This window comes from Flavivirga rizhaonensis, assembly GCF_004791695.1.
In the GTDB taxonomy this organism is placed as follows: Bacteria; Bacteroidota; Bacteroidia; order Flavobacteriales; family Flavobacteriaceae; genus Flavivirga; species Flavivirga rizhaonensis.
The window spans coordinates 15,810-30,301 of record NZ_SRSO01000004.1; the positions used below are offsets into that span (position 1 = coordinate 15,810).

Consider the following 14,492-nt stretch of genomic DNA (forward strand, 5'->3'; position numbering starts at 1 on the left):
ATAATATTTTTAATAATTATTCTTCTTCTCTATAAAGAGGGAAAAAATCTGTTTGTATTTTTATATCTTTTTGATTAACTAGGCTCTCATACACTTCTTTATTTACAATATATTTCCATATTTTAAAAAATTTGAAATCTGTAGAAAAAGACGATTTAAATTTGAAGAGGTTATCCTGTTCATTTCCTAAACCGCCACCTAAATTAAAATAAGTGAATTTATCTTTTGTCCCGTCAACCATAGTTTTATTTATAATCGACCTAATTGGAGAAATTTTCAAATATTCAACATCAGTTCCTGATAAATGATATTGAATAATATTATTTGTTTCCACCATTAATGCTGCAGAAATAATTTTGTTAGTTTTTTTACAAATTGCAAGAATAATATTAGTTTTAAACTCATCACTAGCTATAAAATCTAAAAAGTATTGTTTACTAAAATAGTACCTTTTTTTTGCCTTTACTCGATCCATATTTTTATAATATAGATTTATAAATGATTCAATATCATTGCTTTTATTGCTTTTTTTAATTTCTAAAAACTTGTTCCCTTTAGCAATGTATCGGTTTGTGGTTCTGGAAAACGATGCTTTTTGATTTTCTAATGGCTTGGATAAATCAATATTAACTATACTGCCAAGTTCAACAATACTACCAAAATTTTTTAATATTAAATCTTGATTTTTTATAAAAGGATTTAGTCTTGAAAAAACAGATACTATTTTTTTATCTATAAAATACTTCTTTAATACCTTTATAAAATTAGTATTGTCAAATGATGGATTAATATTTTTATGAAGTGGTCCAGAATACCCATAAACAGAGGTCACATCAAAATATTCTGTGTTCTTAATTTTTCTGAGAATGAAAGGAATACAAATGAGTTTATCGTCTTCGGAATACTTTAATAGTATAGCTTCTTCGTTTTCTTTTTTTGATAATTTATGATATACATATGTGTGGTAAAAATCATAATTGCTAACTTTCGCCAAAGTTTTTTTCCATTCGTTTTTGCTAGTAATTATTTGTAAATCAATATGCATTCAGTCGTGTTGAGTGTGTAGGTTTATAGTGATATTATCTATTTGAATTTAAAACAAGTTTTATTAAATTACTTGTACTAATGATTTATGAGTTTCTATAGGCGGGGAAAAAGTTTTCACAAAGACTCTTTTTAGCATCAACTTTTTTAATGAGTTTATTATATATTTTATCATTGACTATTTTTCTACCAGTATAATAAATAACATCTTGATCTTCAGGGAAAAAAGATTTTTTGTATTTGTATAAATTGTCATTATTTTCAATACCACCTCCTAAAACATAATTTTCTATTTCATTTTTTCTTGCCCATTTCATCACTTCTATTTTCAAGAAATCATTTGGTCTTGCATAAAAATAGTCATGTAATGTCCCTCCTAAAAATGAGTATATTGTTTTTTTAGATAATAAAAGTAGTTCTACAGATATGGCTAGATTATCTTTGTAAACCATAGCTATAGCACATTTATTAATGTTTTCTTTAATAAATTTAATAAAATAGGTCAGCGGATAATGGTATTGTTTACTAGCATTATTTCTTTTCATTGTAGAAATATAAATACTATAAAACGTTTTTATTTTATCCTCGCATATTTCACCATTTTCAACCCTGAATTCTAAATTGTTTTTAATAGCTTTTCTATAATTATTTCTAACTTTAGATTTAAAGTTTTTCCATTGTTCTTCTTCATTTAAGATTTTGCCTTGAACATTTGTTAATGTAGGTATGAGTTTTCCAGAATAGAAATGGTGATTTCTATTAAGGCTAAATCGTATAAATTCTGAAATAACATTATTTTCTTTATACCAACTGTCTACATATTTCCAAAATTCTAATAATTTTTCTTTTTGCAAGCTATCATTATAAAAAGGACCACTGTACCCATATGGTGAGCAAACATCAAAATAAGACGTTAATTTGTCATTAACATAAACTTCTCTAAAATAAAAAGGCATAATAACGATAGGAATATCACTTTTGATAAATACAAAATATTTAAATCTATCATCTTGAAGGTGTAGATATGAATTTAATACTCGTGTTTTTGAATAAGGGTTGTCACATTCCAGTTTATCTATATAAGTATGATATAAACTTATATCCTCACTATCAATAACTTCGTTTACAATTAATTTAATTTCAGAACTTTGATCACTTATTTTTAAAAGTCTATCACATTTTGAAAAAGTAATCCCTTTTTTATAGTTAATATTGTTAGATGCTTCCTGATTATTTTTACCATTAAGCCAATCTACATAAGTTGAAACGATGTTAGCCCCAGCTTCATGAGAAAATGGATAACCACCTCCAAATCTTGGGTTTAATTCTAAAACATATAATTCTTCATTCACTAAAAAAACATCAGCATCCATGTTGCCAAGGTGTTTTAAGTTACTTCCAATTTTTTCTCCAAGACCTTCAAATGCATCACTAATTACAGATGAAGCTTTATCTGTTTCTCCAGAACGCATTGAAAGTTTTTCTTTTACAAAAGTTCCAAAATATTCCTTGTTAAAATTATTTACGATATCTAAACCATACTCTTTTCCGTCAAGTTTTTCTTGAATTAGTATGGCTTGCTCTATATCTTCGTCACTTGCTCTACTTAAAATAGATCTTCCTAATTTAATCTTCTGAAGCTTATAGGATAATTTAAGCTCATCAATTGTTTCGGGAAAATCTATTGCTATAGAACCACTTCCCCAACGAGGTTTTAAGACCAAAGGGAATTTTAATTTTTGATCGTTTATATCTTTAATAGCTTCATTTATATCAATATAAGTTTTAGGAGTATTTAACCCTAAATCTTTTATGAAATTATAAGTTTTCCATTTATCAAAACCTATCGCTATGACATCTTTGTCTGAAACTAATACTCTTGCACCTTCCTTTTCTAATTCTTCCTTATTTCTTGATAGAATTGGAAGTTCTAAATCATTTAAGGAAATAATAGCAGTAATACTATAAGTATTAATTATTTCCTTTAATTTAGGTATGTAGTTTTTATCATAAATATCGGGGACTTTTACTGCAATATCTGCATCAATTAATGCTGGCGCCAAAACTTGATTATCAGCAGCTACAACATTCCCGTTTCCATTTAAAGCTTCTTTAAAATAATTAATAAGATAGTTTCGTCTACCTGCACATGTGAAAAGTATGTTTTGCTCCATCTTTATAATTTTCTATAACTTAGTTAAATAATACATTTAATTATTTTTTGTTTTAAGGTTAAGGTTTGTATAAATTGATTATAGTCCTTCTTTTTCCAGAACTCAATAGAGGTATTTCATTAGTATACTCTAAAGAAACATTTGCATCAGAGCCTAAATAGGATTTAAAAAAGGCTATGAATTCTTCTTTTTTCGAGAAATTTGAATCACTATTGATTTTAAAAATATATTCACATTTATCCTTTTGTATAATTTGGAATTGATTTAATTCTGGATACTTATATAAATTTGCATGAATTATGAAAGGACTAACTACATCTCCTTTGGTATTATATAAGATATCTTTTTTTCTTCCTGTTACAACTTCGAAATTTGGAATTTTATCATTTTCGAAATTACAAAATTTACCCAAATCTCCAGTATCATATCTAATCATAGGAGTTGCCAGATTATATAAGTCTGTAACAACAATGCGGCCTAATTCATCAGGCTTGGCTGGCTTGTCTTCTTCAAGATCTAAAATTTCAATATGAAAGCTGGCCCAATTGATTGTATAAAATTTATCACCTATCATTTGTTGTGACAAAATACCGTTTTCTTCATTTGAATATCTCGAAACGACTGGTGCATTAAAATAATACTCCATTTTTTCTCTTATGCTATCATAAAGAGCTTCTGATGTGGCAATAATAGATTTTACATTACAATCTATTGGTGCAGACTTTATTTTATCTAAATAATTACAGATTTTTTCAAAACCAGATGGATATCCAACAAAACCTTTTGGTTGTTTATTGGATTTTATTTTAGTGATAAGCGCTGCTATATCTTTATCTAACAAATTTTCAACATCAATTTGAATTAAATTAAGCATTGTTTTTACTAATAGACTCTTTTTATATTTCTTAGTCCATAATCTTACAAATAAAAGTTGATCTCCAATTGTATACCCAGCAGTTTTGGCATAAAACATAACATCCGCCTTATTCCTGCGAGCCTTTCTTTTTGTTTGATATATTTCAAAAGGAATTCCGGTAGATCCACTACTGTTAACTTTAACTATGTTAGGAGAATCTTTAGGTAATATATTTATTATGTCAAAGTTCTCCTTTATTATTAATTTATTAACAACTGGAAAGTCATCAAGGCTCTTATATGATTTATATTTATTATAAAATTTGGAAGATTGAACAACTCTTTCTAACAAATCCTTTAAAATTGGAGCATTCCTTTTTTGAATTAAACTAAAAGATGAAATCTCAAGTGTATTAGCTATATCATTTATATCTTTTTTAAGATACCCTCCTTTTAGACTATCTAACAACCAAAAACCTTTACTTCTTACTTTATTTAATAAATTCATTTCGTTTAAAAATCGTATTGTGTATAAATGAAGGTTTATATTTTAGTTTTTCTTTCCATATCAAGATCAAGTATACCGGATTCCATTTCTGTAGCGACATCTTTTGATAATAATACTTTCTCAATGGTTTTGAATATGATTTTAATATCTAGTAAAAAAGAAAGCTTTTCTACATACTCAACATCCTTTTGTAACCTTGAATTCCATCCAATGGTATTTCTACCAGATATTTGCGCTAAACCTGTAATTCCGGGTTTAACAGAATGTCTAATACTTTCTTTTTTTGTATAATAAGGCAAATATTTTAAATAGAGTGGGCGAGGACCAATTAAACTCATTTCTCCTTTTATGACATTAAATAATTGAGGAATTTCATCTAAAGATGTTTTTCTCAAAATACCACCAATTTTAGTGATTCTTTCATGGTCAGGCAAAAGGTTTCCATTAGAATCTTTCAAATCATTCATGGTTTTGAACTTAAATATTTTGAAAGCTTTACCTTCTTTTCCAGCCCTAACTTGATAGAAAAATGGAGAACTTTTATAATCAATTAATAACAATAAATATATTAGGAGAAATATTGGAAAAATTAGTATTGAACCAAACATTGCCAGTACAAAATCAATTAATCTTTTAAGAGCTAATTTATATAACATTTTTGTTTTTTTATAGTCTAAGGTTATTTTGCCAAATAGTTATAAATACCACCTGTGTACCAAAACAATATTTTGCCTTTAATAGCATTATTCTCAATATATTTTTTCATTCCATAAAATGCTTTGCCAGTATATGTGGTATCCAAAAAGATATTATAATCAATTAAAGAATTACCAGATAATTTTTTAATATCATCATTATAAAATCCGTAGCCACCACATAAAAAAGAATCATCTACTTCTGTTTTTCCAATTCCATTTGAAATTTTATAATTTTCAGATAATTCTTTTGCGAATTTAGAAACAACTTTTTCTGCATTATTTTTTGATCTTCCTACAGAAATACCAACAACTTTCGTTTTAAATTTAAATTTTGCAATACCAGCTAAAAGCCCTGCATGCGTTGAGCCAGTTCCGCTAGCTATAAATATGTAATCAGGAATGTAATCATATTCAATTAATTCTTGTATAACATCGATATATGCTTTTCCTCCTTCAAAAGTATGACCACCTCCATAAAGATAAAAAGGTTTTTTTTCTTGACTTTTATAGTTATCAATAGCTTTATCCATATTACTAGAAATCTGGTCTATTTCAGAAAAAATAATTTTAGTGGGCGTATTTCGAATTATTTTTGCATTACCAGATTCAGTTAAAAATTTATCCTTATCTCCATGTAAAACAAGTGTACACTCTATATTATATTTATGACAATATAGAGCTGTTACTCTACAATGATTAGATTGAATGCCTCCAGTAGTTACAATAGCATTGTAATTTTCAGATTTTAATTTTTCATGGAGAGCCATCATTTTTCGAGCTTTATTTCCGCCTCCTAAAAAAGGATAGTTGTCATCTCTAAAGATAGCAAGGTCTTCATTTATTTTTTGTATCATAGGGTTGTACTAGTATGGAATTATAATACTTTTTGAGATTGTTCAAAAATAGTACTATCTTTTATATTATCTTATTTTTGAATTGATTATACGTTCTTATTCATGTTTTTATCGATTACGTGGTTTATAATTTAAATGCTTTGTAATTATTTTACCAGTTTGAAAGTTTGAATCAATCGAAATACATACAATATAAGAGTATTAATTGAAATTATTAATACAATATAATGTGGGAATAATCTATATCTTATTTAAAAATATCTTGTCTTTCTATGTTAAGTAAAGTTTCAACATTAGTATTGTCTATCGCTACATCTTTTGAACCTATTACTTTATATATTGTTTTAATTAATATATTCATATCCATTTTAAAAGATAAATGATCTACATAATCTGCATCTAATTTTAGTTTCGAATCCCAATTAATATTATTTCTACCATTAACTTGAGCAAGTCCAGTTATCCCTGGTTTTACAGTATGTCTCTTCTTTTCGTTTTGTTTATAAAAAGGCAAGTATTGAATCAATAAAGGTCTTGGGCCAATTAAAGACATATCACCTTTTAAAATATTGATTAGTTGTGGTAATTCATCAATTGATGTTTTTCTTACTAATTTCCCTATGGAAGTTAAACGATAAGTATCTGGTAGTAATTTACCATCTGCATCTTTTTTATCGTTCATAGTTTTAAATTTTATTATTTTAAAGTGCTTTTCATTTTTTCCAGGTCTAACTTGAAAAAAGAAAGGTTTGCCGTCATTTGCAAAACAGAGAAGTAATGTTGTAATGAATATTATTGGTGATAGTAAAATAATAGCAATAATGGCAACTATATAATCAAAAAAAGGTTTTATTATATTTTTATACACGGAAGCTAAATTTAGTTTTAATCTGTACTTGATTTAATAGCATTTACTAAATCTCCAACATTTTCCATAGTCATTAAATCTAGTAATTTAAACTTAATATTAAATACTTTTTCAATCTCTTCAATAATTATCATGTGTGTTAAAGATCCCCATCCATCTACATCATTTGTATTTGTGCTTTCTGTTAGTTCAAAGTTATTGTGTTCTAAAACTTTAGAAAAAACGGGTTTAATTTTCTCATATATATCTTCTGTAGTCATTTTTTTTATTTTAAATAAGTTCTTAATTGGTTTCTATCTATTTTACCGTTACTGTTATATGGGAGCTCTTTTATGAATTTTATATGTGCAGGAATCATGTAATCAGGCATTTTTTCTTTCATGTTTTCTAGGATTTCTGAAGTATCGAATACTTCAGACTCTATGGCTAATGCAAGTTCTGCATTTCCTAAATCATTAAGTATATCAATTGCCACCATGTTTACTTTTTTCACACATTTAGATTTAGCATGAAATTCTACTTCGGATAATTCTATTCTAAATCCTCTTATTTTTACTTGAAAATCTATTCTTCCTAAATAGATGTAATCATTTTCGGAGTCTCTAAAGCATAAATCACCTGTCTTATAAAAGCGTAATGACTCTTCATTATACTCTTTAAAAAAGAAAGATGCTTTGTTTTTTTGTTCGTTTTTCCAATACCCAGGGGTAAGTTGATTACTTGACAAAGCTAATTCTCCAGATTTACCAATAGGAACCTCTTTATTATTTTTATCAATTATAATATAAGTTACTTCGTTTAAAGGGCGTCCAATAGAGATAACACCATTATGTGTTTTGTTTTCTTTGTTTAGTTTGTAATAGCTACTATAAATAGTGTTTTCAGTTGGGCCATAATAATTAAATGTTTTACTATTTGGGATGCATTTATTCCAATCTTGAATAATATCGTTGTATAAAACACCTCCACCAAAACTACAGTAACGTACTTGAGGTGCTTTTATTTCTTCAAAATATGGTCTGAGATAGTGTATTATAGATGGTACTAATGATAAAACGGTTAACTGATGAACCTTTATTAATTTATAGATGTAAAAATATTTTATTGAATGTCGTGGAACTGTATATATACAAGCTCCTTCAAGTAAAGGAAAAATATAAGATACTACTGAAAAATCAAAGGTAAGCTCAAACATTTGTAAGCATCGATCGCTTGAGTTTAATTTAAACTCTCCATCAAAGTTTATGGCTTTAATAAATGCGTTTAAATTATTATAAGTAATGGGAACACCTTTTGGGGTTCCTGTAGATCCAGACGTAAATAGTATGTAAGCTAAATCATTCTCTTTTATAGAATTAGCTTTGATATCTATGTTCTCATTATTTGTTTTTGAAGGAAATAAAAGTGTAAAACCATGAAAACTTGCTTTTTCAGTAGAATCAAAAATATAATTTGTCTCTAAAGATTTTAAAATAGTTTCATTCCTATCCTGGGGGTGTTCTGGATTAATTGGTACATAGGCTTTTCCTTCTAACCAAAATGCTATTATAGCAGCATAAGTTTTTATATCATCATTTGCAATTAAGCCAATTAGTTTCTCCGAAGTATTTAATGTTTGATTAATAGTAATCCTTATTTTAGATATTTCGATTGCTAAATCTTTATATGTGAAAAAAGTATCATCAATAAAAAATGCATTTTTATTGTAATGCTTTTCAATAGACTCTTGTAAATTATCTATATAGTTCATGTTTATTATATAGTTTAGTAAAAATGCCCATCCCTGTTTAACATTTTTAAATTGTCATAATCAAATTTAGTATCGTTATGCACAAGTCCTTTTTTTAATACTTTATGATTAAAGATAGAAAAATATCGTTTATTTATATTATTTGATAGTTTAGTATCATCAGTAAAAATAAAATTTCTTTTAGACTTTATGAAGTTTTCAATGAGCGCATCTACACACAGATTGTAGTTGATTTCGTCCTCTACTAAGAAATATTTTACATTAAATTCATTATAATTTATGATGTAAGATACAAAGCCTATAATTTTATTATCTAGTATGATTTTTAAATTATGAATATGGATATTATTACTTATTCCAGTTTGTAAGTTTTTATAAGGGGTTTTTATGCTTATGGGAGTTTGTAAATATTGATTATTGTTTATTTGCCAATCGATATAATCTCTAGTTTTAAAAATTAAATCGTTTTTACATAATGGCTCTATAAAATTCCAAGTATCATTGTCTAATTGATTAACAAAATCATATTTAATATTTACTGTTCTTTTGCCTAATTTATATTTATTTATTAATCGAATAACTTTACTTATTAAAGAGTCAAACATATCTATAGCAAATTTTATAGATTTTAAGAATTTGAACTTTCCGATTAACATTGATGAATCTAAGCTAAAAAAAATAGTATGTCTATATCTAGACGCTATTAAAGTAAATGGTTGTTTATCATAAAATTCTTGTAAATTTTCAGTATATCCTTTTATGAGAACTTGTTTACCTGCTAACTTAATGGCTTCATTGTAAACATATGTACCGAGTACCGTGTCTTTATATTTTTCTATTACCCACCAATCTATCATCCAATAGGCTTTTTTGCTTATATTGTCATGAGTGTTAATTAAATCTGGTATCATGTAAACAAAAGAAACCATTTTTTTACCTTCAAAAGCAATAACTCCACAGTAATCATCTTCTTGAATTCTATTATTTGATACTAGCCAATGGGCCTTACTTTTGGGCATTGGTGCCAAGTCTTCCTTCCAATAAATATTCTTTTCAATACTATCTCGTAGATTTTTCTTTGTTATTCCAATTACTTTTAGGTCTTCACTCATAATTAAAATTAGTTTTACGATATGGTATTGTATTTTAAACCCAACTTCTTATTAATTTTCTATCTCCTTTAAGATTTCTTTGACTAATGGGTGTTTGCAGTAGCCTTTGTATGCTATATCTGAGCCGTGTAAACCAGGATTATGATTACCCTCGACTATTGTAGGTCCAGATTCAGAAACAGCAATATCTCATCCAATAATTCTATTAGGAAAATATGATGTTGCTAATTTAACTAATTCGCAAGATTCTTTATAATAAGGAATTATAAAACCTTCTAATTCAATATTGGTGTTAGGATGTTTGGTGAAAGTTTTTCCTCCTTTGGTTATCTCTTGTCTTGCTACGCCTTCTAAAGTGCCTGTATCATGATTTACTGAAATAAAAAAACCTCCAGATCCCGTATTGTCTGTAATTTTATCCCCTACACCAAATCGCATAAAAGATGACAAGACATGTATTTCATTTAATTTGTTTATATAGGTAACTATTCGTATTGTATTTATAGAACTAGAGTATATGGAATTAATCTTGTGATGTTGATTTATATATTCTTGATGAATATAACTATTGTTAAATAATGCGTGAGCACATTCATCTATTTGATTGTTAATTGTTTCTTGCTTTAATAAAATACAGCCTTTACCAGAAATGCCATCTATAGGTTTTAAAAAGATAGTATGTGTTTTATTTGCTGCAAATATTTTTTGAAAGAAATTAACCAGCTCTTTTTTATTTGAGACTAAGGAATTTTTCTTATTTAAGAAAAAACTATTTTTATGGTTATATCCTAAAAGTTTAGGAGTAGTAATTTTATATTGCTCACACATTATGCTGAAAATCAATTTATTTTCTAGTAAAGTTGTAATTACAGGAAATACTAGTTTTTTAGAAAGCAAAATATTATTAAATTCTTTGAATGATAAGTAGGACTTTATATCTGTAACACCCTTTCTATATAAGTATTTTCTAAAATAATCAGTAGGGAGTACTTTTTTATATGAAGAAAATTGAATTATCTCTTTAATAATTGTAAACCAATTTTTCTTGTCTTCATCAGAAAAAAACACGCTAAAATGCTTAAGTCTTGAAATCATATTATTGTTTTTTTAAAATAAAATATTATTTAACTATCGTTCAATAACATTGTGTTTATAAACTAAACTCTTATTATATTAATTATCTATCTCCATTAAGATTTCTTTGATTAATGGGTGTTTACAATAGCCTCCATATGCAACATCTGACATATGCAAACTAGGGTTATGATTGCCCTCGACTATAGTCGGACCAGATTCAGAAATAGCAATATCCCATCCAATAATTCTATTAGGGAAAAATGCGGATGCTGATTTAGCTAATTCACAAGATTCCTTATAATGAGGAACTATAAAGCCTTCTAATTCAGTATTAGTGTTTGGATGTCTGGTGAAGGTTTTACCGCCTTTAACTATGTCTTGTCTAGCTACACCTTCTAAAGTACCAGTATTATGATTTACTGAAATATAAAAACCTCCGGTACCAGTATTATCTGTAATTGTTTCCCCTGTGCCAAATCGCATTAAAGAAGAGATAACCTGTATTACATTTAAGTCGTTTGTATAGGTAATTATTCGTGTTGTATTTATAGAACTAGAATATATGGAATTAATCTTATGGTGTTGATTTATATATTCTTGATAAATATAACTATTATTAAATAATGCATGAGCACATTCATCTATTTGATTGTTGATTGTTTCTTGTTTTAATAAAATACAACCTTTACCAGCAATACCATCTATAGGTTTTAAAAATATAGTATCTGTTTTTGTTACTGTAAATAGTTTTTGGAAGAAGCTAGCAAGTTCTTTTTTATTTGAGACTAAGGAATTTTTCTTGTTTAAGAAAAAACTATTTTTATAATTATATCCTAAAAGTTTGGGAGCAGGGAGCTTGTATTGCTCACACATTATACTGAAGATCAACTTATTTTCCAGTAAAGTTGTAACTATAGGAAATACCAGTTTTTTAGAAAGTAAAATACTATTAAATTCTTTAAAAGATAAATAAGACTTTATATCTGTAATATCTTTTCTATATAAAAATTTCCTAATATAATCTGTAGGCAGTACTTTTTTATATAAAGAAAATTGAATTATTTCTTTAATAATTATAAGCCAATTTTTTCTGTCTTTATCAGAAAAAAAAACTTTAAAATGTTTAAGCCTTGAAATCATATTATTTTAAGTTTAATTAAAATGTTTTTTATTATCGTTTAATATTGAGTCGATTAATAAACCTGTAAATAGCCTTGCACCATTATCATTTAAGTGGGATGGGTCATAAAACAAATCTAATTTATTAGCAAAGTCTTTAGAATTTAAATAATTATAAAAAGGAATGTTTTTAGATTTAGCGATTGCTTTTATTTCTGTAAGGGATTTGTTTTTTGAAACATTTCTTGGAATAAGGTTTGGAGATGTTACAAATACTAGTTTAACATTATTAGTTTTAGCTTCATTAATAAAATTCTCAAGAGTTTTAACAAATACGGAGTCAATTTCTTCTGTATATTCTTTTTCTTGAATGTCTTCTCTGTGTGATGTAAGTTTATCAAAAGTCATTTTTTCAAATAAAGGACGATATCCTTGTGGCGTTTCTTGTGGTGCTAAATAATATCTAACAGCTTGGATTAAAGTAGAATTATTTTGATAAGCTTTAAAAAATAATTTTGGATCTGCATATTTAGATTTTAAGTTAAAAACTGGATCTAGCTCATTACTATAATCATCATAATATGGGTTTAAATCGTCAAGCCTATCAAAAGCTTTTTCCGATTTAAACAGAAAATTTTCATCTATGTTTAAAATTATTAGCTCTGGTAATGTTCTTTTAAAAATCATTCCTTGCAAGGCGCTATGGTAAACTAATTGCTGCCCGTCAGCACCTGCATTATAACATGTTTTTCCTGTTTTCTTTTCTATGACCTCAGGAACATAATGCCTATGGGCATGAGAGCTTCCAAATATTAATATATTTTCTTTTGCTTTTGTAATTGCATATGTAGATCTAGCGAATTTACCTGTTTCTTGACTTAAAAACAACTCCTTTGCAATGAAACCCAATCCAAAATCTATTATAAATATTATAACAATAAATTTTAAAACTTTTGCAAAAGTATATTTTAATTGAGTATTTATCATTTCTAAAATTGAAAATAAATGAATTGACTTTCTCCAAATACGCCTAAGTAAAAGATGATAAAAATTACTAATGCGTAAGCCGAAAGCCTAATGATTTCGTGCTTATTATTGAAAACAGAAAAATATGAATTAAAAAACTCTTTTTTAATTTCAACAAATATTAATAGCCCAATAGCCAAGGCAGCATAAAAGAAGGCTATTATATCTTCACCATATCCAAAATATAAATAACCAGGCTTTGTAAAAATCTTTATTATAATAAAAATGGCATCTTGTAAAGTATTAGCTCTAAAAAATATCCAAGCAAAGTTTATTAGAATAAAGGTTGGAATTATGTTAAATATACCAGTTCTTATTTTTCTTTTAAAAATTAATACTTCCATTATTAGATAAAGACCATTCAAAGCACCCCAAACTATAAAAGTCCAATTTGATCCATGCCACAACCCACTAATTAAAAAAGTAATAAAGAGATTAAAGAGCCAGCGCCATTTTTTAGTGCGATTCCCACCTAATGGAATGTAAACATAATCTTTAAACCATGTCGATAATGAAATATGCCATCTATTCCAAAATTCGCCAATAGAAGCAGAGAAATAAGGTCGTTTAAAATTGGTCATTAAATTTAACCCAAACATTTTTGCTACTCCGATTGCTATCAAAGAATAACCTGCAAAATCTCCATAAATTTGGAATGAAAACATTATAGTAGCTGCAATGAAAGTCAATCCATCATGGTTTTCTACATTATTAAACACTGCATTAACATAGATTGCGGCTCTATCTGCAATTACTAATTTTAGAAAAAAACCAAAAATCATTAGTTTTATACCACTCGAGAGTCCTTCATATGTGTATTTTCTTGGATTTAATATTTGAGGTAATAAATTTGAGGCTCTTTCAATAGGCCCTGCGACTAACTGAGGGAAAAAAGAAACAAAGGTTGCAAAGCTTATAAAGTCTTTTGTTGGTGATATTTTATTTTTATAAATATCTATTGAATATGATAAGGTTTGAAAGGTGTAGAACGAAATGCCGACTGGGAGTATAATTTTTAAAGACCAAGTGTTTTCTATTGAATATCCCAATAATGAGAGTGAATCGACCCAAGATTCAATAAAAAAATTATAATATTTAAAAAAAACTAAAAGCCCAATATTAAAAATAAGACTAACTAAAAGCCATTTCTTTCTTTTCGATTTCTCTGTAGATTTCTCTATTTGTAATCCAACAAAATAATCAACTATTGTACTGGCTATTATTAAAGCCAAAAATCTGTAATCCCACCATCCATAAAAGATATAACTGCTTATTAAAAGCAGAATGTTTTGTGTCTTTAAATTTTTAGAAAGACTCCAATAGAGTAAAAACACTATTGATAAAAAAACAAAAAAGGTGGTTGAATTAAAAAACATTTTTTACAAAAGATAGTATGAATTTGTAATT

The 14,492-nt window shown here is 27.0% G+C and carries 13 protein-coding genes; all 13 read right to left on the reverse strand.

Annotation, left to right across the window (positions count from 1 at the left end; genetic code table 11):
* Positions 1–16: 16 nt before the first annotated feature.
* A complete protein-coding gene (locus EM932_RS03780; RefSeq protein ID WP_135875656.1) occupies positions 17–1,045 on the reverse strand; it encodes a peptidoglycan bridge formation glycyltransferase FemA/FemB family protein in 1,029 nt (342 codons plus the stop codon).
* 85 nt (positions 1,046–1,130) lie between these two features.
* The gene (locus tag EM932_RS03785; protein ID WP_135875658.1) at positions 1,131–3,218 is read right to left on the reverse strand and encodes a GNAT family N-acetyltransferase; all 2,088 of its coding nucleotides are present in this window, start codon (positions 3,216–3,218) and stop codon (positions 1,131–1,133) included.
* 58 nt (positions 3,219–3,276) lie between these two features.
* Positions 3,277–4,581 (reverse strand): phenylacetate--CoA ligase family protein, encoded by a 1,305-nt coding sequence (locus tag EM932_RS03790; RefSeq protein ID WP_135875660.1) that lies wholly within the window; start codon positions 4,579–4,581, stop codon positions 3,277–3,279.
* A gap of 35 nt (positions 4,582–4,616) precedes the next feature.
* Positions 4,617–5,237 (reverse strand): sugar transferase, encoded by a 621-nt coding sequence (locus EM932_RS03795; protein ID WP_135875662.1) that lies wholly within the window; start codon positions 5,235–5,237, stop codon positions 4,617–4,619.
* Between the two features lie 23 nt (positions 5,238–5,260).
* On the reverse strand, positions 5,261–6,133 hold the full coding sequence (locus tag EM932_RS03800) for a 1-aminocyclopropane-1-carboxylate deaminase/D-cysteine desulfhydrase (protein WP_135875664.1): 873 nt from the start codon (positions 6,131–6,133) through the stop codon (positions 5,261–5,263).
* 247 nt (positions 6,134–6,380) lie between these two features.
* Positions 6,381–7,001, reverse strand: a complete 621-nt coding sequence (locus EM932_RS03805; protein WP_135875666.1) for a sugar transferase — start codon at positions 6,999–7,001, stop codon at positions 6,381–6,383.
* A gap of 17 nt (positions 7,002–7,018) precedes the next feature.
* The gene (locus EM932_RS03810; protein ID WP_135875668.1) at positions 7,019–7,261 is read right to left on the reverse strand and encodes an acyl carrier protein; all 243 of its coding nucleotides are present in this window, start codon (positions 7,259–7,261) and stop codon (positions 7,019–7,021) included.
* 5 nt (positions 7,262–7,266) lie between these two features.
* A complete protein-coding gene (locus EM932_RS03815) occupies positions 7,267–8,751 on the reverse strand; it encodes an AMP-binding protein (protein ID WP_135875670.1) in 1,485 nt (494 codons plus the stop codon).
* A gap of 14 nt (positions 8,752–8,765) precedes the next feature.
* On the reverse strand, positions 8,766–9,863 hold the full coding sequence (locus EM932_RS03820; protein ID WP_135875672.1) for a hypothetical protein: 1,098 nt from the start codon (positions 9,861–9,863) through the stop codon (positions 8,766–8,768).
* A gap of 189 nt (positions 9,864–10,052) precedes the next feature.
* The gene (locus EM932_RS03825; protein ID WP_135875674.1) at positions 10,053–10,958 is read right to left on the reverse strand and encodes a sugar-transfer associated ATP-grasp domain-containing protein; all 906 of its coding nucleotides are present in this window, start codon (positions 10,956–10,958) and stop codon (positions 10,053–10,055) included.
* Positions 10,959–11,036: 78 nt separating this feature from the next.
* A complete protein-coding gene (locus EM932_RS03830; protein ID WP_135875676.1) occupies positions 11,037–12,080 on the reverse strand; it encodes a sugar-transfer associated ATP-grasp domain-containing protein in 1,044 nt (347 codons plus the stop codon).
* Positions 12,081–12,092: 12 nt separating this feature from the next.
* On the reverse strand, positions 12,093–13,046 hold the full coding sequence (locus tag EM932_RS03835; RefSeq protein WP_135875678.1) for a hypothetical protein: 954 nt from the start codon (positions 13,044–13,046) through the stop codon (positions 12,093–12,095).
* A gap of 2 nt (positions 13,047–13,048) precedes the next feature.
* Complete coding sequence (locus tag EM932_RS03840; RefSeq protein ID WP_135875680.1) at positions 13,049–14,461, reverse strand: MBOAT family O-acyltransferase; 1,413 nt, start codon at positions 14,459–14,461, stop codon at positions 13,049–13,051.
* Positions 14,462–14,492: the final 31 nt, after the last annotated feature.